The organism is Brevundimonas sp. UBA2416 (genome assembly GCF_002343105.1).
Taxonomy (GTDB): Bacteria; Pseudomonadota; Alphaproteobacteria; order Caulobacterales; family Caulobacteraceae; genus Brevundimonas.
Genome location: NZ_DDRM01000007.1, coordinates 51,605 through 74,035, shown reverse-complemented (window position 1 = coordinate 74,035; position 22,431 = coordinate 51,605). Strand labels below are relative to the sequence as shown.

18 protein-coding genes are annotated in these 22,431 nt (G+C 67.9%); 14 read left to right on the top strand and 4 right to left on the bottom strand.

Annotation, left to right across the window (positions count from 1 at the left end):
• A partial coding sequence (locus B3E43_RS01730; RefSeq protein ID WP_292026166.1) for a serine hydrolase domain-containing protein occupies positions 1 to 479 on the bottom strand: 479 nt, incomplete at its 3' end.
• 113 nt (positions 480 to 592) lie between these two features.
• Positions 593 to 1,240 carry a LysE family translocator gene (locus B3E43_RS01725; protein ID WP_292026165.1) on the bottom strand — a complete coding sequence of 216 codons (648 nt, stop codon included), beginning with the start codon at positions 1,238 to 1,240 and terminating at the stop codon, positions 593 to 595.
• Positions 1,241 to 1,476: 236 nt separating this feature from the next.
• On the opposite strand from B3E43_RS01725, the gene B3E43_RS01720 reads away from it, so the two are divergent.
• From B3E43_RS01720 to B3E43_RS01690, 7 genes are all read left to right on the top strand, one after another.
• Entirely contained in the window at positions 1,477 to 3,744 is a 2,268-nt protein-coding gene (locus tag B3E43_RS01720; RefSeq protein WP_292026164.1) for an outer membrane beta-barrel family protein, read from the top strand.
• Positions 3,745 to 3,870: 126 nt separating this feature from the next.
• Positions 3,871 to 6,459, top strand: a complete 2,589-nt coding sequence (gene clpB / locus B3E43_RS01715; protein WP_292026163.1) for an ATP-dependent chaperone ClpB — start codon at positions 3,871 to 3,873, stop codon at positions 6,457 to 6,459.
• A 198-nt stretch (positions 6,460 to 6,657) separates the two neighbouring features.
• Positions 6,658 to 6,999: a GIY-YIG nuclease family protein gene (locus B3E43_RS01710; protein WP_292026162.1), complete on the top strand. Its 342-nt coding sequence runs from the start codon at positions 6,658 to 6,660 to the stop codon at positions 6,997 to 6,999.
• Between the two features lie 52 nt (positions 7,000 to 7,051).
• Positions 7,052 to 7,504, top strand: coding sequence for a hypothetical protein (locus B3E43_RS01705; protein ID WP_292026161.1), 453 nt, complete (start codon positions 7,052 to 7,054; stop codon positions 7,502 to 7,504).
• A 4-nt stretch (positions 7,505 to 7,508) separates the two neighbouring features.
• The gene (locus B3E43_RS01700; protein WP_292026160.1) at positions 7,509 to 8,123 is read left to right on the top strand and encodes an SOS response-associated peptidase family protein; all 615 of its coding nucleotides are present in this window, start codon (positions 7,509 to 7,511) and stop codon (positions 8,121 to 8,123) included.
• Positions 8,124 to 8,589: 466 nt separating this feature from the next.
• Positions 8,590 to 9,015, top strand: coding sequence for a DUF2141 domain-containing protein (locus B3E43_RS01695; protein WP_292026159.1), 426 nt, complete (start codon positions 8,590 to 8,592; stop codon positions 9,013 to 9,015).
• Between the two features lie 35 nt (positions 9,016 to 9,050).
• Positions 9,051 to 10,511, top strand: coding sequence for a carotenoid oxygenase family protein (locus tag B3E43_RS01690; protein WP_292026158.1), 1,461 nt, complete (start codon positions 9,051 to 9,053; stop codon positions 10,509 to 10,511).
• A gap of 48 nt (positions 10,512 to 10,559) precedes the next feature.
• On the opposite strand, the gene B3E43_RS01685 is transcribed toward B3E43_RS01690, so the two are convergent.
• Together B3E43_RS01685 and B3E43_RS01680 are read right to left on the bottom strand one after the other, a co-directional pair.
• Complete coding sequence (locus tag B3E43_RS01685) at positions 10,560 to 11,339, bottom strand: LytTR family DNA-binding domain-containing protein (RefSeq protein WP_292026157.1); 780 nt, start codon at positions 11,337 to 11,339, stop codon at positions 10,560 to 10,562.
• On the bottom strand, positions 11,336 to 12,037 hold the full coding sequence (locus B3E43_RS01680) for a TetR/AcrR family transcriptional regulator (RefSeq protein WP_292026156.1): 702 nt from the start codon (positions 12,035 to 12,037) through the stop codon (positions 11,336 to 11,338). The genes B3E43_RS01685 and B3E43_RS01680 overlap by 4 nt, the downstream gene beginning before the upstream one ends.
• Before the next feature lie 177 nt (positions 12,038 to 12,214).
• Here B3E43_RS01680 and B3E43_RS01675 point away from each other — a divergent pair, with 177 nt between their 5' ends.
• The 7 genes from B3E43_RS01675 (at position 12,215) to B3E43_RS01645 (ending at position 22,366) form a co-directional block, all read left to right on the top strand.
• Positions 12,215 to 14,413 (top strand): TonB-dependent receptor, encoded by a 2,199-nt coding sequence (locus B3E43_RS01675; RefSeq protein WP_292026155.1) that lies wholly within the window; start codon positions 12,215 to 12,217, stop codon positions 14,411 to 14,413.
• 140 nt (positions 14,414 to 14,553) lie between these two features.
• A complete protein-coding gene (locus B3E43_RS01670) occupies positions 14,554 to 16,065 on the top strand; it encodes a spinster family MFS transporter (protein ID WP_292026154.1) in 1,512 nt (503 codons plus the stop codon).
• A gap of 82 nt (positions 16,066 to 16,147) precedes the next feature.
• Entirely contained in the window at positions 16,148 to 17,338 is a 1,191-nt protein-coding gene (gene sucC, locus B3E43_RS01665) for an ADP-forming succinate--CoA ligase subunit beta (RefSeq protein ID WP_292026153.1), read from the top strand.
• Positions 17,339 to 17,424: 86 nt separating this feature from the next.
• Positions 17,425 to 17,865, top strand: coding sequence for a hypothetical protein (locus tag B3E43_RS01660; protein WP_292026152.1), 441 nt, complete (start codon positions 17,425 to 17,427; stop codon positions 17,863 to 17,865).
• 3 nt (positions 17,866 to 17,868) lie between these two features.
• The gene (gene sucD, locus B3E43_RS01655) at positions 17,869 to 18,771 is read left to right on the top strand and encodes a succinate--CoA ligase subunit alpha (RefSeq protein WP_292026151.1); all 903 of its coding nucleotides are present in this window, start codon (positions 17,869 to 17,871) and stop codon (positions 18,769 to 18,771) included.
• A gap of 27 nt (positions 18,772 to 18,798) precedes the next feature.
• Entirely contained in the window at positions 18,799 to 19,167 is a 369-nt protein-coding gene (locus tag B3E43_RS01650; RefSeq protein ID WP_292026150.1) for a hypothetical protein, read from the top strand.
• 193 nt (positions 19,168 to 19,360) lie between these two features.
• A complete protein-coding gene (locus B3E43_RS01645; protein ID WP_292026149.1) occupies positions 19,361 to 22,366 on the top strand; it encodes a 2-oxoglutarate dehydrogenase E1 component in 3,006 nt (1,001 codons plus the stop codon).
• Positions 22,367 to 22,431 lie beyond the last annotated feature (65 nt).

The following is a 22,431-nucleotide window of genomic DNA, read 5'->3' as shown; positions in this document are numbered from 1 at the left end:
GGCCAGAACAGCAGGTCGCCGGCGCCGAGGCCGAAGCCGATCCGGTGGCTGACCAGATCGCGCACCGTCACCACCGCGTTCAGTTCGGGCTTCGACAGGGCGAAACCGGGCAGATAGGTCCGCACCGGCTCGTCCCACTTCACCTTCCCCTCGTCGATCAGAATGGCCAGGGCGGCGCAGGTCACCGCCTTGGTGTTCGAGGCGATGGCGAACAATGTGTGCTCATCCACCGCCGCCCCGCCGATGGCCCGCACGCCGTATCCGCGCGTCAACACGGCCTGTCCGTCCTTCACGACGGCGACCGACACGGCCGGCTGATCAGGGAAGCCGGCCATGACCTGCTTCACATAGGCGTCGACCTGATCCGCCAGCGAGGCGCTGTCATTGGCCGCCGCCTGCGCCCAGCCGGTCGAGGGCAGGGCGGCCGCTCCGGCCACGGACGAAACCAGCGCTGCGCGGCGGGTAAGGCGGATGGACATGCAGGGGCTCCGGTCAGGGTTCGGCGCGGACGCTAGAACAATCGTCTGCCGAGTTGAACCTGCCGTCGCGTCTTTGGCGAGGTGTGCGTTGTGATGAACCATCCATATCCGCCTCAGCCCCGCGTCTCCCACGCCATCCACAAGGCCACGACGGCGATGCCGCCGGCCATCACGGCGCGCAGCACCGGTCCCTGCACCCGCGTCAGCACCATCCCGCTGGCCCCGGCGGCGCCCAGCACGATCAGCGAATGAACCGCCACCGCCACCGCCAGATGCAGGCCGCCCAGCGTCAGCGCCTGCGCCAGCGGCGACCCGTGATCCGGCCGCATGAAGGTCGGCAGCAGGGCGACATAGAAGACCGCCGCCTTGGGGTTCAGCAGATTGCCGGTCATGCCGCGCAGGAACAGGCCGCGCATCGTCCGCACCTCGGCGCCATCGCCGGCGGCCGGATCGCCCTCTCCGCGCCAGGCCTCCCACGCCAGCCACAGCAGGAACACCACCCCGGCCCAGCGGATGATCTGGTACAGCGGCGGCCAGATCAGCAGCATCTGGGTCAGGCCGAAGGCGGCGGCCAGCATCCAGACGGCCAGACCGACCGTCACCCCCGCCACAGCCGCAAACCCGGCCAGCCGCCCGCGTCCCAGCGAAACCAGCGCCAGCCAGCCCATATTGGGACCGGGCGTCAGCTCGATCAGGGCCACGGCCACCAGGAACGGGGCGATGACCACAGGATCGACGGGCCAGGCGGCGTGGGGGATCAAGCGGGCGCTCCAGCGACCATCAAGGTCTGTGTCCCGACCTATCCTCCCGCCGGCCGGAAGACCAGCAGCCGGCCGCGACCACCCGCTGCTGGCGATCGTCAATCTGAGGCGGAAAGGTGGCGGGTTCTGACGGCGGCGTCATGAATAAGATGTAACTCGCGCCGGCTCAGCCCGACCGATATGGAAAGGAAACTTGACGGGCTGTGCCGCCCGACCACGCGCAGGGGGCGCACGCCATGACTTCCATCCGTTTCCTGCTGCTCATCGGCACAGCCCTGGCCACCTCGTCGGGCGCCGCCATCGCCCAGACGCCTGCGCCTGCGGCTCCCGCACAGACCCCGCCGCCCGCGCCCGCCGCGGCGGCTCCCCAGGAAGAAGCGCCGGCCGGGGAGGCCGACAAGCCCGCCGAGGACGCCGCCGCGCTCGACGACGTGGTCGTCACCGCCCGCCCCAATGACATCCGCACCTCCAGCGAGGGCACCAGCTACAGCCTCGCCAACGACCTCCAGGCCCAGACCGGCACCCTGGCCGAGGCCCTGCGCAACATCCCCTCGGTCGAGGTCGATCCCGACGGCAATGTCAGCCTGCGCGGCGACGCCAATGTCACCATCCTGGTCGACGGCCGGCCCGCCAGCCAGTTCAACGGTCCCAGCCGGGGCCAGCTGCTGCAGCAGATTCCCGCCGCCCAGTATGCCCGTATCGAGATCCTGACCAATCCGTCCGCCGCCTTCAGCCCCGAGGGCTCCGGCGGGGTCATCAACCTGATCTCCAAACCGACCACCGTCCGCCCCGGACGCACCACGGCCGGCTCACTGCGCGCCAATGTCGGCGACACCGGCCGCTACAACATCGGCGGCAGCCTCTCGCATGTGAATGGGCCGACCACCCTGTCCGCCGACGTCGGCGTGCGCCATGACGCCTATCTGCAGGAACTGCAGCGACTGCGGACGCGGTTTGACGCCGGTTCCGGCCGGTTCCTCGAGGCCCGGCAGAGCCAGAATGTCGAGGGCGATTCCGACAGCGTCTTCGTCCGCCTGGCGGTCGAGCACAATCTCGACGACAAGACCCAGCTGACCGGCGATGTGCGCCATACGGACGTCGACAGCTTCGCCGACAGTCTCGACCTGTATGAGGCCGACGCGGCCGGCGGCGGCATCGCCTCGGCCTATCGTCGCCTCTCGGGCGGCGGCTTCCAGGGCCAGTTCTCCGGCGCCAGCGCCCGCGTCCTGCGCCGTTTCGACGCGGCGGGCCATGAGTGGTCCAACGAGCTGCGCTATGATCGCAACCGCTTCGGCGTCGAGCTCGCCACCCTGGCCGACCAGTTGATCCCGGTGGCGGCCCCCTTCAACGAGCTGCTCAGCAACCAGAACCGCCAGGACCAGATCGGTTTCACCAGCGCCTATGTCCGGCCGATGGCCGACGGCGGCCGCCTGCGGCTGGGCTATGAGCGGCAGGCCCTGACCCTCGAACAGGACAACCTCTTCGCCCGCGGGCCCACCCCGTCGACGCTGGTCACCGACCCGGTCGTGTCCAATGAGTTCCACCTCGATCAGACGGTGCACGCCGTCTATGCGACCCTGGAACGGCCCTTCGGCGAGAAGCTGACCGCCCAGTTCGGCCTGCGCCTCGAGCAGGCGGACCTCGAGCTGAACCAGATCACCACCGGCCTGCGGTCGTCGCAGGACTATTTCCGCGCCTATCCGACCCTGAACGTCTCGTATCAGCTGGACGACATGCAGACCCTGCGGGCCAGCTACGGCCGCCGGATCCAGCGCCCCGGCCCCGGCGACCTCAACCCCTTCCTGACCTATCAGGACAGTCTGAACCGCCGCTCCGGCAACCCCGACCTGCTGCCGCAGGAAACCGACGCCCTGGAGCTGAGCTGGGGCTATCGCCAGCAGCAGACCTTCTACCAGGCCACCCTCTACTACCGTGACACCCGCGACGCCTTCACCCCGGTCACCACCGATCTGGGCGGCGGCGTCTTCCTGACCCGGCCCGAGAACCTCGGGGCCAGCACCTCGACCGGTCTCGAACTGGTGGCCAGCGGGGCCCTGCATCCGACCCTGCGCTACAACGCCAGCCTCAACCTCTTCCGCCAGCAGATCGACGCCGCCGGCCTCGTCGGCACGGTCGACAGCGAGGGCGAGAGCGTCTCCGGTCGTCTGACCGTGAACTGGACCCCGACCCAGGAGGACTTCCTCCAGGTGTCCGGCATCTGGGGCGGCGAGCAGCTGCTGGCCCAGGGCAGTCGCGAACAGTCGACCCTCGTCAACCTCGGCTATCGCCGCAAGCTGAGCGATTCCTGGTCGTTCAATGTCACGGTCCGGGATGTGTTCGACGATTTCGGCTCCACCACCACCCTCGTCACCCCGACCTTCACCGACCGGTCGGACCAGGTCTTCGGCGGCCGCGCGGCCTTCATCGGCCTGACCTGGAGCTTCGGCGGCGGCCAGCGGCGGCCGGAACAGTTCGACTTCTCGGCCCCGACCACCGGCGGGTGATCCCGCCGGCTTCGGCCGCCCCTCTTGCGTGACGTTTCGGTCACACCCACCTGAGCTGCAGCCGCACGGCGCGTTGCTTGCATCAGAGGGCGCGTCGGCGGATTCCGCCTGACAGGGGATGCCCAAGTGAATCTCGACCTCTACTCCGACCGCGCCAAACAGGCCGTCCAGTCCGCCCAGTCGCTGGCCCTCGCCCGCCGGCACCAGCAGTTCGCTCCCGAGCACCTGCTCAAGGTGCTGCTGGAAGAGCGCGACGGCCTCGCCCGCAACCTGATCACCGCCGCCGGCGGCGACCCGGCAAAGGCCGAGACCGCGACCGAAACCGCCCTGAAGAAGCGCGCCCAGGTCACCGGCGGCAACGGCCAGATCTATCTCGACGGCGACACCGCCCGGGTCTTCGCCTCCGCCGAGGAGGCCTCGAAAAAGGCCGGAGACGCCTTCGTCACCACCGAACGCCTGCTCAGCGCCATCGCGCGTGAAGGCGGGGTGGCCGCCGAAGTCCTGAAATCCGTCGGCGCCACCCCCGACAAGCTCGACGCCGCCATCGCCGAGGTCCGCAAGGGCAAGACCGCCGACAGCGCCGGGGCCGAGGACGCCTATGACGCCCTCAAACGCTATGCCCGCGACCTGACCCTGGCCGCCCGCGACGGCAAGATCGACCCGGTCATCGGCCGCGATGAGGAGATCCGGCGCACCATCCAGGTCCTCGCCCGCCGCACCAAGAACAACCCCGTCCTGATCGGCGAGCCCGGCGTCGGCAAGACCGCCATCGTCGAGGGCCTGGCCCTGCGCATCGTCAACGGCGACGTGCCCGAGAGCCTGCGCGACAAGACCGTCATGGCCCTCGACATGGGCTCCCTGATCGCCGGCGCCAAATACCGCGGCGAGTTCGAGGAGCGTCTGAAAGCGGTCCTCGCCGAGGTCACCGCCGCCGAAGGCGGCATCATCCTGTTCATCGACGAGATGCACACCCTGGTCGGCGCCGGAAAGGGCGACGGCGCCATGGACGCCTCCAACCTGCTCAAGCCCGCCCTCGCCCGCGGCGAACTCCACTGCGTCGGCGCCACCACCCTCGATGAGTACCGCAAACACGTCGAGAAGGACGCGGCCCTCGCCCGCCGCTTCCAGCCGGTCTTCATCGAGGAGCCGAGCGTCGAGGACACCGTCTCCATCCTGCGCGGCATCAAGGAGAAGTATGAGGTCCACCACGGCGTCCGCATCTCCGACAGCGCCATCGTCGCCGCCGCCACCCTTAGCCACCGCTACATCACCGACCGCTTCCTGCCCGACAAGGCCATCGACCTGATCGACGAGGCGGCGAGCCGCGTCCGCATGGCCGTCGATTCCAAGCCCGAGGCGCTCGACGAGATCGACCGCCGTCTGGTCCAGCTGAAGATCGAGCGCGAGGCCCTGAAGAAGGAGACCGACAAGGCCTCGGTCGCCCGCCTCGAAAAACTGGAAGACGAGATCATCGACCTCGAAGCCGAGTCCGAAGACCTCACGACGCGCTGGAGGTCCGAGAAGGAAAAGGTGGGGCAGGGGGCCCAGCTGCGCGAAACCCTCGACCGCCTGCGCGCCGAACTGATCGCCGTCCAGCGCGCCGGCGACCTCGGCCGCGCGTCAGAGATCGCCTACGGCCAGATCCCCCAGATCGAGAAACAGCTCGCCGACGCCGAGGCCGCGGAAGCCGACAAGTCCGGCCCCCTGACCCCCGAGGTCGTCGACGCCGAACAAATCGCCCAGGTGGTCTCCCGCTGGACCGGCGTCCCCGTCGACAAGATGCTGGAGGGCGAGCGCGAGAAGCTGCTGGCCATGGAGGACGCCCTGCGCGCCCGCGTCGTCGGCCAGGACGAGGCCCTGACCGCCGTCGCCGACGCCGTGCGCCGCGCCCGCGCCGGCCTCAACGACCCCAACCGCCCGCTGGGCAGCTTCCTCTTCCTCGGCCCCACCGGCGTCGGCAAGACCGAGCTGACCAAGGCCCTCGCCGCCTTCCTGTTCGACGACGAGGCCGCCATCACCCGGATGGACATGTCGGAATACATGGAGAAGCACAGCGTCTCCCGCCTGATCGGCGCCCCGCCCGGATACGTCGGCTATGACGAGGGCGGCGCCCTGACAGAAGCTGTCCGTAGGCGCCCCTATCAGGTCGTCCTGTTCGACGAGGTCGAAAAGGCCCATCCCGACGTCTTCAACGTCCTGCTGCAGGTGCTCGACGACGGCCGCCTGACCGACGGCCAGGGCCGCGTCATCGACTTCAAGAACACCCTGATCATCATGACGTCCAACCTCGGCTCGGAGGCCCTGGCCAACCAGGGCGAGGGCGACGACGTCGAGACGGTCCGCCCCTACGTCATGGAACAGGTCCGCGGCCATTTCCGCCCCGAATTCCTCAACCGCATCGACGAGATCATCCTCTTCCGCCGCCTCGGCCGCGACCAGATGGCCGGCATCGTCCGCATACAGATGGCCCGGTTCGAGAAACTGCTGGCCGACCGCCGCCTGACCCTGTCGCTGGACGACAGCGCCTACGCCTGGCTGGCCGACAAGGGCTACGACCCGGTGTACGGGGCGCGGCCGTTGAAGCGCGTCATCCAGAAGGACCTCGTCGACCCGATCGCGAAGAAGCTGCTGGCCGGGGAGATCGAGGACGGGAGCGTGATCGCCGTGTCAGCGGGGGAGGGCGGGCTGAGCATCGGCAAAGCCCGCGTCCACTAACTTCCCTTTCGTCATCCTCCGGCAAGCCGCGTCTTCGCGGCGCAGACCGGGGGACCCAGCGGCGCCGAAGGCGAACTGTCCAGCCGCGCTCGCGGCAGGTTCGCGCTCACGCGCGCCGCTGGGTCCCCCGGTCTCCCCCCGCTTGCGCGAGGGTCGCCGGAGGATGACGAAAGGAAAAGAAACGGATAGGTTGTGCGCATGCGCACGCACCGTACCTTCATCGCCACCTATATGATGGGCAGCGGGCAGAACGGGACGATCTATACGGGTATGACCTCCAACCTGTTCGCGCGGGTCTGGAAGCACAAGGCGCACGCCTTCGCCGGCTTCACCGACGACTACGACTGCACCCGCCTGCTCTGGTTCGAGCGCCATGCCTGGGTGGTCGATGCGATCCGGCGCGAGAAGCGGATCAAGAAATGGCTCCGCGACTGGAAGCTGGCGCTGATCGAGCGCGAGAACCCCGACTGGCAAGACCTCGCCGCCGACTGGTTCCCCGTCAACGACCCCAACTGGACCCCGCCCGAAGAGCCGGACTGACCTTTGCGGCCCCCGCTTGACCCCGACCCCTCCACCCCACACCCTCCGCCGCATGAAGCTCGCCCCCGTCCTCCTCATTCTCGCCGCCGTCGCCTTCGCCGCGGCCGCCGGAAGCTGGCAGTGGATCATCGGCCGGTATGCGCCGGGCTATTCGGCGGCGCAGATGTTCATGGACGCCGACCCCGTAGCCAAGCTGTCGATGATGCTGGCCCAGACCCTGACGTTTGGCGCCTTCTTGCTCGGCGTGATCGGCCTGTTCGTCCGCAGCGCGGCGGCGACCTTCCGGATTCTGCTGCTGCTGATCGCCGCCGCCTCGGCCGGGCTCGGCGTCCTGGCCGCCCTCTACGGCTGGATGAATATCCAGACGGCGATCCGCAACCTCGGAGGCGTCTCGTTCGAGGTCGCCGCCCCCTCCTACGCCGAGACGCTTATGGCCCTGTCCGTCGGCCTGTTCGGCGCCCTGGTCGCGCTCGGCTTCCACGCCCTTCTGGCGCGCCGGGCCTGAGCCCATGTGCGCCTCCTATGAAGCCAAATTCTCCGTCACCCAGCTGGTCGAGGCCTTTGACCGGCACGGGGCGCCGCTGGCCTTCCCCGGCGGTCTGCCGAACATCGAGCCGGTCGATGAGGTGCGGCCCACCGATATCGCCCGGGCGGTCCGCGCCACCGACACCGCCGCCGCCGCCGAACTGGCACCCATGCGGTTCGGCTTTCGCGGGCCCGTGCGGCCGGGCGGCAGCAAGCCGCCGCCGGTGATCAATTTCCGCTCCGAGGGCCGCAGCTTCGGCAATGGCGAAACCGGCGGCCGGGCCCTGGTCCCCGCCTCCGGCTTCTATGAATTCACCGGCGACAAATATCCCAAGACCCGCTGGCGGCTGCGCGGCGCCGACGGCGGTTTTCTGGCCCTGGCCGCCGTCTGGCGCGCCGGCCGCGACGGCGAGCCCGATGCCTTCGCCCTGTTGACCGCCGCGCCCGGGCCGGACGTCGCCCCCTATCATACGCGCGGGGTCATCCCCCTGCCGCCGGAACTCTGGGCCGACTGGCTGTTCGACCGCCGTCCGGCGGAGGCGATGCTGCTGCCACCGCCGGCCGGAACCCTGCTGGCCGAGGCCGCGCCGCGCGGCTGAAGGCGACCTTTCCGCCCCGTATCATCCCGTCCCTCTGAACCCCCGACTGTGCCTTCTCGCCCCCTCAGGGGCGGGCGCCGACTTTATTTGCCATCCCCCCTCCGGCGCCCGGCTAGACTCTGATCGTCGCGGCCCGCCTGGCCGCGCCGACGCCTGCCCGGTCTTTGACAATCCCATCCCGACCCCGCCCGACCGCCCCAGGTCCGGCGCGCACCCCGCAAGACCCGAGGGGCGAGAAGACAGCTTTTCGCAATTTTCGGAGGGAAGGCGCCTTCCCGACCCTCGCCTCCGCGAAGCCGTCCGCCGCACACCTGTCCGTTCGCGTTTCGCGAATGAACACCCGGCCCCGTTCGCGAACGGCAGCCGCCTGACCCCGCAATCCGGATGGCGGCGGGCCCGGCGGCCCCTCACGGTCAGTCCATGGAAACGGCCCGGTCGTCGGGCCTCAAACAAAGGGACTACCGCAATGATCCGCATCGCCACCGTCGCCGCCGCCCTGCTGCTCACCGCCGCCCCGGCCCTCGCCCAGTCTGCTGACAACAAGGTCGTCCTGACCTTCGAGACCGGCGCCCGCACCGGCATGGTCATGGTCGCCCTGTACGATACGGCCGCCGCCTTCGATGCCCGCTCCGCCGCCCCGGTCGCCGCCACCGCCGTCAGCGCCTCGGGCCGCGTGGTCGCCACCTTCGAAAACCTGCCCGCCGGCGACTATGCGGTGAAGGCGTTCCACGACGTGAACGGCGACGGCGAGATGAACACCAACCCGTTCGGCATGCCGGTCGAGCCCTATGCCTTCTCCAACAACGCCGTCGGCAACATGGGCCCCGCCCGGTGGTCCGCCGCGCATTTCGCTGTCTCGGGCGAGACGACGCAAACGATCAGCATCCGCTGATCCGCCGCCCGCGCCGCCCATCAGGAGAGACCTTCATGCAAACGTCCCGCCGAAACTTCCTGATGGGCGCCGCCGCCCTGTCAGCCGCCGTGATCACCCCGGAAACGGTCCGCGCCATGGTCGCCATGCAGGCGACCGCCGACTGGGCCCTGGCCACCGCCGACCTCGAGGCCGACATCGCTCCCCGCGCCATGCGGCTGGTCCACGGCCGCGCCCCGGCCGACCTGACGGGGACCCTGTTCCGTAACGGCCCGGGCAAGTTCCGCCGCCCCGGCGGCTCGGCCACCCACTGGTTCGACGGCGACGGCCTGATGCGGGCCTTCCGCGTCAACGACGGCCAGGTCACCCTCGAGGCCCGCTTCGCCGACACCCCCAAACGCCGCTGGGAGAGCGAGATCGACGCCGTCGTCACCCCCGGCTTCGGCACCGTTGGCGACAGCCGCGCCCGCATCGGCGGCACCGATGACGCCAACGCCGCCAACACTGCCGTCATGGTCGCCGGCGACGAGGTCTGGGCTCTCTGGGAAGGCGGCGCGCCGCTGGCCATGAACGCCTCGGACCTGTCGACCAAACGGTTCGTCAGCCTGCGCGACGACCTCAAGGGCATGCCCTTCCAGGCCCATCCCCGCTACGATCCCGACGGCACGATCTGGAACATCGGCCTGGACGCCGACAAGGCCATCATCTGGCGGCTCAACGCCGACCGCAGCCTGCACACAGCCGAGGTCATCGACCTGCCGCGCGCCAGCTTCATGCACGACTTCACCGCCACGGCCCGCCACCTGATCCTGGTGCTCCAGCCCTGGATCTTCGGCCGCAGCGGCCTGCCCTATGCCGCGCGATTCACCTGGAAGCCGGACATGGGGACCCAGGTCCTGGTCATCGACAAGGCCGACCTGTCGCGCCGCCGGATCTTCGAACTGCCGACCTTCAGCTATTTCCATCTCGGCGACGCCTGGGAGGACGCCTCCGGCACGATCCGCTTCGACGTCGCCGCCGGCAAGGACGTGGCCTTCGCCATCGACGGCGCCCGGGTGCTGGTCGAACAGCGCGGCGTGGTGCCCGGCGAACATGCGGTGCTGAACCTGATTACGCTGCATACGGACGGTCGCGCCGAAATGGTCTCCAGCGGCGTCACCGCCGAGTTCCCGAAAAGCGATCCGCGCCGCGCCGGCCTGCCGCGCCGCCTGACCGTCCACGTCGCCGGCGAGCGCCCCGATCGCCCACTGCCCACCGGCCTCGCCACCTGGGACTGGGACACGGGCCGCCCGGACACCTTCCTCTTTGGCGATGCCCAGATCGTGGAAGAGGCGGTCTTCGTCCCGCGCGGCCCGGACGAGGCCGACGCCTGGCTGATCGCCCCCTCGATCAACCTCGCCGAGGGCGTCACCGAACTCCACGCCTTCGACGCCGCCCGCGTCGCCGAGGGCCCGGTCGCCACCTGGCGCGCCGACGTCGCCCTGCCCGCCGGTTTCCACGGGGTGTGGGCGGGGTAGGGCCTCAAGCAGCGAGCCGCCGCGCGATGAGCGTTAGGCCAAAAAGCCCTAGTACCAGCCGGCGTCGCGCAGGGCCCTGGCGTAGCGGCGGCTGACCGGCGCCTCGATGCCGCCCTCCAGCGTCAGGGTCGCCCGGCCGTCGCCGCGGCTGACGTCCCGAACGGCGTCCCTGGCCACCCACCAGCTGCGGTGCGTCTGGGCCCCCTCCAGACCTTCCAGCTCGGTCAGGGCGTCGGACAGCCGCATCAGGATCAGGTCCGATCCGCGGTCGGTATGGATGCGCAGATAATGGTCCTCGGACGACACCGCCCGGATCGCCGCGCCCCTCAGCTTGAACGGCAGCCGGTCGATGAACCGTGCGGGCTTCGCCCCCGGCGCCGCGGCGTGGGTCTGCACGGGGGTCCGCGCCAGGAAGACATTCAGGGCACTGATCGTCGCCGTCACCACCAGCACCGGCCCGATGAAGGCCGGCAGCCGGGCGAGATCAACCGACCGGTCGCCATCGAAAAACCAGCTGGTAAGTGCCCAGACCAGGACCACCAGCGGCCCGGACATCACCAGCGTCAGCGCCACGACCGCCAGCAACGGCCGCCGGTCCATGTCGACATGGCGCTCGACCAGCAGGGAGCAGACATGCCCCCAGAGGGCTCCCATCAGCATGAGCGGCAGCCAGTACGCCAGCCGGAACAGCAGCGACGTCCCGCTCATCCCGAACGCCTCGGTCAGCGCCAGCAGCACCCCGCCGCCGAGCGCCACCCCGAGGCCGCGCAGCAGCCCGCGATCGATCGACAACCGCACGACGTCCCTCGACGTCTCCACCTCGCTCATGCCGGATCCGCCGGCCCGCAGACCGCCCGGAACCCGGCCGCCGCGAACCTGACCATATAGTCGCAGGCGCTCTCCAGATCGCCCGACCGGCACAGCCCGCCGGACAACCGGTCAAGTCTTCCCGTCTCGCCCAGCGTCAGCGTCAGCGCCCCCGAAAGGTTGTGATAGGCCCAGTAAAGATCGACCTCCCGGGCGTTCGGCAGAACGCGCTTGATCAGTTCGATCAGCCGCCGGATCGCCGGGTCATAATAGCGGGCCATGGTCTCGCCGCCGAAAGTAGGGTTGGCGTTGGTCTGGGCCACCAGCGCCGAATAGTGCTTCCACCCCGGCCCGCCCTTCATCGACCACTGGAACGGCGGCCGGAGAAATGCTTCGAACAGGCCTTCAAGCGTCATTCCGTCTCCCATCTCGGCGGAATAGCGGTTGATGGCGTCGACCCGTTCATTGTTCCAGACCTCGGCCCGCCGCAGAAACACCGCGTCGAACAGTCCCCGCTTGGCACCGAAATAGTAGTGGACCAGCGCCGTATCCACGCCCGCCTCCCGCGCCACCTCCCGGATAGTCACGCCATAGAAGCCGTGTTTGGAGAACAGGTCCTCCGCCGCGTCGAGGATCAGGTCCCGCGTATCGGCGGCGCCGGCGGCCTTGGCCTTGGGCGGACGGCCTCGTTTTGCGGTCGGCGCATCGAGCTTGGTCATGAGGCTGAAGCTAGGCCGCATCGCCCCGCCTGTGCAACGGCGCCACAGGTCGGCCTGCCGGTGATGTCATGGAAGCGGAGCCGTTTGACAGGCGGCTGAAAACGATTACGTTCCAGAAAATCATTGAACGCTGAATAAAAGCGTCATCGGGCTGGAAATCACAGGACTGGGGCTACCATGAACCGCTATGTAAAGACCGCCTTGCTTGCCGGAGCCGCCTGGAGCGCGCTCTCCACCTTCGCGATGGCCCAGGACGCCGCGCCGCAGGACGGGGTCTCCGCGCTTGACGACGTCGTTGTCAGCGCCCGCCGCCGCGACGAGCTGCTGAAGGACGTGCCGATCTCGGTCTCGGCCATCGGCGAAGAGCGCCTGGAACAGACCGGCGCCTCGGACATCACCGCCCTGCAGCAGCAGACCCCGAACGCCACTGTTCAGGTCGCCCGCGGTTCGAACTCGACCCTGATCTCCTTCATCCGCGGCGTCGGCCAGCAGGATCCGCTGTGGGGCTTCGAGCCCGGCGTGGGCCTGTATGTCGATGACGTCTACGTCGCCCGCCCGCAGGGCGCCGTTCTCGACATCTATGATGTCCAGCGCATCGAAGTGCTGCGCGGCCCGCAAGGTTCGCTGTACGGCCGCAACACCGTCGGCGGCGCGGTCAAATATGTCACCAACGGCCTGTCGAGCGATCCGGAGCTGACCCTGCGCGGCGCCTTCGGCAGCTTCAACCAGATTGATCTGATGGCAGCCGGCAGCATCCCGCTCGCCGACAATTTCCGCGTCGGCGGCGCGGTCGCCTCGTATCAGCGTGACGGCTACGGCACCAACATCAACACCGGCGCCGAACACTACAACAAGGATGTCCTCGCTGGCCGCATCAGCGCCGAGTGGGAGCCGCGCGACGACATGTCGATCCGCCTCGCCTTTGACCGGGTCCAGGACGACTCCAACCCCCGCCACGGCCACCGTGAACTCGCCGGTGCCACGCCCGCCGGCGCGGTTCTACCGAGCGTCTACGACACCAACGCCGGCGTCGGCGACGACAACTCGGTGATGAACCAGGGCGCTTCGGCGACCATCCGGCTCGATCTGAACGACAACTGGACCTTCAAGTCGATCACCGCCTGGCGCGAGGGCGACACGGACACGGTCATCGATTTCGACAACACGCCTCTGCCCACGCTGGATATCCCCGCCTACTACGCTGATGATCAGCTGACGCAGGAGTTCCAGTTCCTGTTCGACTACGACCGGGTCCAGGGCGTGGCCGGCATCTTCTATCTGGACGGCCATGCCGAGGGCGCCTTCGACACCATCCTGGGCGGCGCCGGCATCGTCATCGGCACCGGTGGCTCGGTCGATACCGAGAGCTGGGCCGGATTCGCCGACGTGAACCTCGACATCACCGACCGCCTGCACCTCGGCATCGGCATGCGCTACACGCTCGACACCAAGACGGGGACGGTGTTCCGGGCCAACTACCTGGGCGCGACCCGCAGCCCCATTCTGGGCGGGACAGTGCGCGCCCCTCTGCTGGTGCGGACCAACTACACCAACACCAAGGACTTCACCCAGTTCACGCCGCGGATCGCGCTTTCCTACGATCTCACGGATGACATGACGACCTACGTCTCGTTCTCGCAGGGCTTCAAGTCGGGCGGCTTCGACATGCGCGGCGACGCCGTGTTCACCCCTGACACGGTCAATGGCTATGACCCCGAAACCGTCGACTCCTGGGAGATCGGTCTGAAGGGCGCGCTCGATCGCCTGACGTTCGCCGCCTCGGCCTTCTACAACGAATACCAGGACCAGCAGGTCACCACCCAGGTGCCCGCTGTTGGCGGCATCGCCAGCTTCGTCGACAACGTCGGCTCCTCGACCTTCTACGGCTTTGAACTCGAGGGTCAGCTCCGCATCCTCGACGGCTTGCACGCCAACTTCGCCGTCGGCTATCTGAACTCCGATTTCGAGGAGTTCCTGCGCTACAATCTCGGCACGGCGATGTACGAGGACATCTCCAGCCAGGTCGTGCTTCAGAACGCTCCGGAATGGACCGGCTATCTCGGCCTCACCTGGATCGGCGACGTCGGCGGCGGCCAGCTGGCGGTGACCCCGTCGGTCAGCTACCGCGGCGACTACAGCCAGTTCGAGTTCCCGAACCCCGTGCTGGATCAGCAGGCCTATTCGCTGGTTGATCTGTCGATCGTCTGGACCGACCCGACTGACCGCTTCACTGTCGGCCTCTACGGCAAGAACCTGACCGACGAAGAGTACCGCGTCGGCGGCTACAACTTCCCGGGCGCGCTCTTCGACAACTCGATCATCGGCTACTACGGCCCGCCGCAGACCGTCACGGCGTCGCTGCAGGTCAAGTTCTGATCCGCCGAAAAGACTCCTGAAGCCTGATCGCATCTGATCCAGGGCGGCGGTTCACCTGAGCCGCCGCCCTTTTTCTTTGGCGCTGCCCCAAAGCAACGCTACCGTCCCGTCCAACAAGAAGACCAGTCGAGGGAAACGCCATGACCGCCACGGATGCCGCCGCGCGGGCTGAACGGCCCGGATATCGCTTCTATGTCCTGGCGATTCTGATCCTCGTCTACATGCTGAACTTTCTGGATCGCCAGATCATCGGCATCCTCGCGGCGCCGCTGAAGGCGGAGTTCGGCCTGTCCGACAGCCAGTTCGGCCTGCTGGGCGGCATCGCTTTCGCCTCAGTCTATTCGACTCTCGCCATACCCCTGGCCTGGCTGGCCGACCGCTACAGCCGGGTCTGGATCATGACCGGCGCCCTGACCGTCTGGTCCGGATTCACCGCCCTGTGCGGCGTGGCCACATCCTTCACCCAGTTGTTCCTGTTCCGCATGGGCGTGGGCATCGGCGAGGCGGGCGGCGTCGCGCCGGCCTATTCGCTCGTCGCCGACTATTTCCCGCCGCATCAGCGGGCGCGGGCGCTGGCGGCGTTCGCCTTCGGGATTCCGCTGGGCACGGCCGCGGGCACGCTGGTCGGCGGCCTGCTGGCCGCGACCTACGGCTGGCGTACGGCCTTTATCGTTGTCGGCCTCGCCGGTGTGCTGCTCGCGCCGGTGCTTCTGCTGACGGTTCGCAATCCCAAACGGGGCGGGACGGATACGATCAAGACCGAGGCCGAGCTGGCGGCCATCGCCGCTGCGCCCGTGGTCGGCTCGGGCAAGTCTGGCGCGATCGCGGCCCTGATCATGCTGGGTCTCGGTCTCGGCGCGCTCTCCCTGGCCGCCCTCATCCATTTTGGCGGTCTGGCGCTCGGCAATCCGCTGGTGTTCGCCTTCGGCGGCCTGCTGGCCATGGTGATCGGCATTTCCCTGACGATCGCGCGCCGCACCGCCTCGGCGGTCATTCCAAAACCGAGCTTCTGGCTGCTGGCGCTCGGCGCGGCGTCGTCCTCGGTGTGCGGCTACGGCGTCGCCGGCTGGCTGCCCCTGTTCTTCATGCGCAGCTTTGGCCTGACCCTGTCGCAGACCAGCTGGTACTATGCCGGCATCGCCCTGATCGGCGGGGTCCTCGGGATCTGGGCCGGCGGCGCCATCGCCGACAAACTGTCGAAGCGCGGCAAGGGCGCCTATCCGCTGACCCCGGCCATCGCCTTCCTGATCTCGGCGCCGATGTTCATCCTGGCGATGAACTCGCCCTGGCTGATCGGGCTGGTCATTCCGGGCGGCGGTACCAATGCCCAGCAGCTGATTCTGGCCTTCCTGATCTTCATCATCCCGACCGGGCTGAACCTGGCCTGGCTCGGGCCGATCACGGCATCGATCCAGCATCTGGTGCCGGCCCCGATGCGGTCTACCGCCTCTGCCCTGTTCCTGCTGCTGAACAACCTGCTCGGCATCGCCGTCGGCTTCTACTATTTCGGCTGGATGAGCGACCTGCTGGCGCCCCGGTTCGGCGAGGAAAGCCTGCGCTGGGCGATCTACACCGGCATGGGCTTCTATGTGCTCGCCGCCTTCCTGCTGATCGGGGCTTCAAGGACGCTGAAGAAGGACTGGGTGGACTGATCGCGGGGTGACGGTTGCGCCTGCGAAGGCGCAACCCCTATAAGCGCCGCAACTCCTCCCAGCAGTCCGGCGGCGCCTCTCCATGAACATCCACGAATACCAGGCCAAACAGGTCCTGAAGGGCTTTGGCGCACCGGTCGCCGAGGGCGTCGCCATCACCTCGGCTGATCAGGCCGAGGCCGCCGCGAAGCAACTTCCCGGCCCGCTCTATGTCGTGAAGTCACAGATCCACGCGGGCGGCCGAGGCAAGGGCAAGTTCAAGGAGCTGCCGGCCGACGCCAAGGGCGGCGTCCGCCTCGCCTTCTCGATCGAGGACGTGGTCAAGAATGCGAAAGAGATGCTGGGCAATACGCTCGTCACCGCCCAGACCGGCCCGGCCGGCAAACAGGTCAACCGCCTCTATATCGAGGACGGCGCCGACATTGACCGCGAGCTCTATTGCTCGCTGCTGGTCGACCGTTCGACGGGCCGCGTGTCCTTCGTGGTGTCGACCGAGGGCGGCATGGACATCGAGGCGGTCGCCCATGACACGCCCGAGAAGATCCTGACCATCGACATCGACCCGGAAGCCGGCGTGACGCCCGCCAATGTCGCCGAGATCAACACCGCCTACGGCCTGACCGGCGATGCGGCGAAGGACGGCGAGAGCCTGTTCCCCATCCTCTACAAAGCCTTCGTCGAAAAGGACATGGCGATGCTGGAGGTCAATCCGCTGATCGTCATGAAGGACGGTCATCTGCGGGTGCTGGACGCCAAGGTCAGCTTCGACGGCAATGCGCTGTTCCGCCACGAGGACATGAAGGCGCTGCGCGACGAGACCGAGGAAGACGCCAAGGAGATCGAGGCCTCGGAATGGGACCTCGCCTATGTCGCCCTCGACGGCAACATCGGCTGCATGGTCAACGGCGCCGGCCTGGCCATGGCGACCATGGACATCATCAAGCTGTACGGCAAAGAGCCGGCGAACTTCTGTGACGTCGGCGGCGGCGCCTCCAAGGAAAAGGTCGCGGCGGCCTTCAAGATCATCACCGCCGACCCGGCCGTCCAGGGCATTCTGGTCAACATCTTCGGCGGCATCATGCGCTGCGACGTCATCGCCGAGGGCGTGGTCGCCGCGGTGAAGGAAGTGGGCCTGAAGGTGCCGCTGGTCGTCCGCCTCGAAGGCACCAATGTCGTGGAGGGCAAGCGCATCCTGAATGAATCGGGTCTGGCCATCACCGCCGCCGACGACCTCGACGACGCCGCCCAGAAGATCGTCGCGGCGGTGGGGTGATGTCGCGAGGCTGCCTGATCGCACTGGTCATAAGCATGGCTGGGACTGCTTGCGCGCAAGAGGCAAACGGGCTTCCGGGCGCGGTCATGGCCTTTGACCAAGCGTGCCTGCAGGTGCGCGGTGACAGGGTGGCTCTGGCCGCCGTGGCCAATGCACAGGGCTGGGCGTCGGCTGAACGTCGATCACCACCGGAACGCGGTTGGCAGGTCGGCTACTGGACAGAAACACGCGCCCTGGTCCGCCTCACCGGCTATCCAGCCACGGCAGACGGTTTGACCCCTGCACAGGTGATCTGCGCCGTGGACCGCATCGAAGCCCGCCCCGGTTGGGAGCAGAAGGTTTCGGCGCTTACTGTCGATGGTGCGCCGTTGGGTGAGCCATCTCAGCCTGACTTGTCGACGTATCAGATACGGCCTGACATGGAGTTGAAGGTGTGGGACCTAGCTGACGGCAGCCGTATCCACGCGTCCTACATACCCACCCGATCCTACCTCGAACTTTCCATCAACTACCCAACTGGCCGCTGACCCATGTCCATCCTCGTCGACAAGAACACCAAGGTCATCGTCCAGGGCCTGACCGGCAAGACCGGCACCTTCCACACCGAACAGGCGCTCCGTTACTACGGGACGAAGATGGTCGGCGGCGTGCACCCGGCCAAGGGCGGCACCAACTGGACCGGGTCGGAGGGCGAGACCCTGCCGATCTACGCCTCGGTCGCTGAAGCCAAAGAGGCCACCGGCGCGACCGCCTCGGTCATCTATGTCCCGCCGGCGGGCGCCGCAGACGCCATCATCGAGGCCATCGAGGCCGAGGTGCCGTTCATCACCTGCATCACCGAGGGCATTCCGGTGCTGGACATGGTGCGGGTCAAGGCGCGGCTGGACCGCTCGAACTCCCGTCTGCTGGGCCCCAACTGCCCGGGCATCCTGACCCCGGAAGAATGCAAGATCGGCATCATGCCGGGCTCCATCTTCAAGAAGGGCAATGTCGGCATCGTCTCGCGCTCGGGCACCCTGACCTATGAGGCGGTGTTCCAGACCTCGAACGAGGGCCTGGGCCAGACCACGGCCGTCGGCATCGGCGGCGATCCGGTCAAGGGCACGGAGTTCATCGACGTGCTGGAACTGTTCCTCGCCGACCCCGAGACCCGGTCGATCGTCATGATCGGCGAGATCGGCGGCGGCGCCGAGGAAGACGCGGCCCAGTTCCTGATCGACGAGGCGAAGAAGGGCCGCTCCAAGCCCATGGTCGGCTTCATCGCCGGTGTCACCGCGCCCAAGGGCCGGACCATGGGCCATGCCGGAGCCGTCGTCTCGGGCGGCAAGGGCGATGCGGAATCCAAGATCGCCGCCATGCAGGCCGCGGGCATCCGCGTCTCGCCCTCGCCGGCGCGTCTGGGCGCCACCCTGGTGGAAGTCCTCAAGGGCTGAGGCGTCCCGGAACAGGGAGAAGGTCCGATGCGCCGCCTGCTGATCGCCGCCCTGATGCCTCTTCTCGGCGCCGGCGCTCCGGCGATGGCCCAGGAGCACCCCGTTCTCGTCCCCGCGCCCGGCTGGGGCACGGCGCATATCGTTCTTGCGGGCGACTACCGAGGCAAGCAGATCCGCCTTTCCAGGAATGGGAGGGTGATCATGGATCGCCGCTTCACCTCGCCGCCGGGGTCGGAGGACCGTGTGCCCCTGTTCACCGACACGTTCGCCTGGTGGGTGCAGGTGGAGATCGAGGGGTGCCCCACGGCCGTGGAAGTGCGCGTCCCGGTCGAGCCGGAAAAATCGACGTCGCTGATTTTCGACGGCTGCTCGGTCCGCGCCCTGCTGCCAGTCTGAGTGGCGCGACACGGGTGGACGTGCTCAAGGGCCGGGCGTTTGTCCCGTAAGCGGGACAAAAATCTTGGAATTCCGCCGAATTTCGACGCTTTCGCCCCCATTCGGTCATGACCCATAAGGAAACAGCGCCTATATCAACGGCGCCGGTCGCACGCAGGCGTGCGCGCGCCGCCCAAGGGACGTGACGAGAACAATGGCGGACGATGCCGGTCGGCTGAACCAGGTCTTTGCCGAGACCAGCTTCCTGTATGGCTCCAACGCCTCGTTCATCGAGGATTTGCACGAGAAATGGGCGACCGACCCTGCGTCCGTCTCGGGCGAATGGCGCGCCTTCTTCGATCAGCTGCGGGACAATGCCGAGAGCGTGAAGGCATCGGGCGCCGCCGGCTCCTGGGGCCGTTCGTCGGTCACCGAGCCGACCGAGGCCACCGGCGTGTTCGACGGCCGCTGGCCCGCTCCGAAGCCTGATCCGAAGAAACCCGGCGCCCCGGCTGCGGCGCCGGCCGCCGCGCCGGCGCCCGACGCCGCTGTTCTGGCCGAGGCCGTCCGCGCCGCCGCCCATGATTCGATCCGCGCCCTGATGCTGATCCGCAGCTACCGCGTCCGCGGCCACCTGCAGGCCAACCTGGACCCGCTTGGGATCGAACAGCCGACCAGCAATCCCGAACTGACCCCTGAATTCTACGGCTTCAACGAAGCCGACCTCGACCGGCCGATCTTCCTCGACGGCGTCCTGGGCTTCCAGACCGGCACGATCCGCGAGGTCCTGGCCCTGCTCAAGCGCACCTACTGCGGCACGCTCGGCATCCAGTTCATGCATATCGCCGAGCCGGAGGAGAAGTCCTGGCTGCAGGCGCGGTTCGAAGGCGCGGACAAGTTCGCCCAGAACGGCTTCACCCGCGAGGGCAAGCTGGCCATTCTGAACAAGCTGATCGAGGCCGAGGGCTTCGAACGCTTCCTGCACAAACGCTTCCCCGGCACCAAGCGGTTCGGTCTGGACGGCGGCGAGGCCATGGTCCCCGCGCTTGAGCAGGTGATCAAGCGCGGCGGCCAGCTGGGCGTCGACGAGGTCGTCTTCGGCATGGCCCACCGCGGCCGCCTGAACACGCTCGCGGCCGTGATGGGCAAACCCTATCGCGCCATCTTCCACGAGTTCCAGGGCGGCTCGACCGTTCCCTCGGACATCGAGGGATCGGGCGACGTCAAATATCACATGGGGGCCTCGTCGGACCGGTCGTTCGACGGCAACAACGTCCACCTGTCCCTGACCGCCAACCCGTCTCACCTGGAGATCGTCAACCCGGTGGTGCTGGGCAAGGCGCGGGCGAAACAGGCCTTCGACATCCGTGAGGCCAACGCCGGCCAGCCGGAAGAGAAATGGGCGCTCGACCGCTCCAAGGTCATGCCACTGCTGATCCACGGCGACGCCGCCTTCGCCGGCCAGGGCGTGGTGGCCGAGTGTTTCGCCCTGATGGGGCTGAAGGGTTACCGCACCGGCGGGACGATGCATTTCGTCGTCAACAACCAGATCGGCTTCACGACCAGCCCGCGGAACAGCCGGTCATCGCCCTATCCGTCGGACGTGGCCCTGATGGTCCAGGCGCCGATCTTCCACGTCAACGGCGACGACCCGGAAGCGGTCGTCTTCGCCGCCAAGGTGGCGACCGAGTTCCGGCAGAAATTCCACAAGGACGTGGTGGTGGACATGTTCTGCTACCGCCGCTTCGGCCACAACGAGGGCGACGATCCGACCTTCACCCAGCCGCTGATGTATTCGAAGATCCGCGCCCTGAAGTCGACGCGCGAGATCTATGCCGAGCGGCTGATCGCCGAGGGCGTCATCGACCAGGCCGCCGTCGACGCGGAGGTGACCCGGTTCGAGGCCTTCCTCGACGCCGAGTTCGAAGCCGGCAAGACCTTCGAGGCGCACAAGGCCGACTGGATGGACGGCCAGTGGCAGGGCATCGGCCAGCCCGACGGCGAGGAGCGCCGCGGCGAAACCTCGGTCCCGGCCGCCAAACTGGCGGACCTCGGCCACAAGCTGACGACCATTCCGAACTCGGTCGACATGCACAAGACGTTGAAGCGCGTCATCGACGGCCGGCGCGAGATGATCACCTCGGGCGAGAACATCGACTGGGCCACGGCCGAGAGCCTGGCCTTCGGTTCGCTGCTCGACGAGGGCTTCCCGGTCCGTCTGTCGGGCCAGGATTCGGTGCGCGGCACCTTCTCCCAACGCCATTCGGGCATCGTCGACCAGACCACCGAGGCCCGCTACGTCCCGCTCAACAACATCCGCGACGGCCAGGCCGAGTTCGAGGTCATCGACTCCGCCCTGTCCGAAGAGGCGGTGCTCGGCTTCGAATACGGCTACGCCCTGACCGACCCCAACACCCTGGTGATGTGGGAGGCCCAGTTCGGCGACTTCGTGAACGGGGCCCAGGTCGTGATCGACCAGTTCATCAGCTCGGGCGAGCGCAAATGGCTGCGCATGTGCGGCCTGACCATGTTGCTGCCACACGGCTACGAAGGGCAGGGGCCCGAGCACTCCTCGGCCCGTCTCGAACGCTTCCTCCAGGCCTGCGCCGAGGACAATATGCAGGTCGCCAACTGCTCGACCCCGGCCAACTATTTCCACATCCTGCGTCGCCAGATGCACCGGCCGTTCCGCAAGCCGCTGATCATCATGACGCCCAAGAGCCTGCTGCGGCACAAGAAGGCCGTCTCCAGCATCGCCGACCTGGCCGAGGGCAGCTCCTTCCACCGCGTGCTGCACGACGACGCCCAGCGCCGGCCCGACGTCGCCGGCATCACGATCAAGCCGGACGCGGACATCCGCCGCCTGATCCTCTGCTCGGGCAAGGTCTATTACGACCTGCTGGAACGGCGTGAGCGCGACCAGATCGACGACGTCTATCTGATGCGGCTCGAGCAGTTCTATCCGTGGCCGATGAAGTCGCTGATGACGGAACTGGCCCGTTTCCCGAACGCCGAACTGGTCTGGTGCCAGGAAGAGCCCAAGAATATGGGCGGCTGGACCTTCGTCGATCCCTGGCTGGAGCTGACGCTGGAGAAGCTGACGGTCAAGGCGAAACGCGCCCGCTACGTCGGCCGTCCGGCCTCCGCCTCGACGGCCGCGGGCCTGATGAGCCGGCACCTGAAAGAACTCGACGCCTTCCTGACCGACGCCTTCGCCTGATCCCCTCCCGGACAACGGTTGCGCCGTTTCCGGGATGACAAAAGAACGAACGAGAGAGAGCCCGT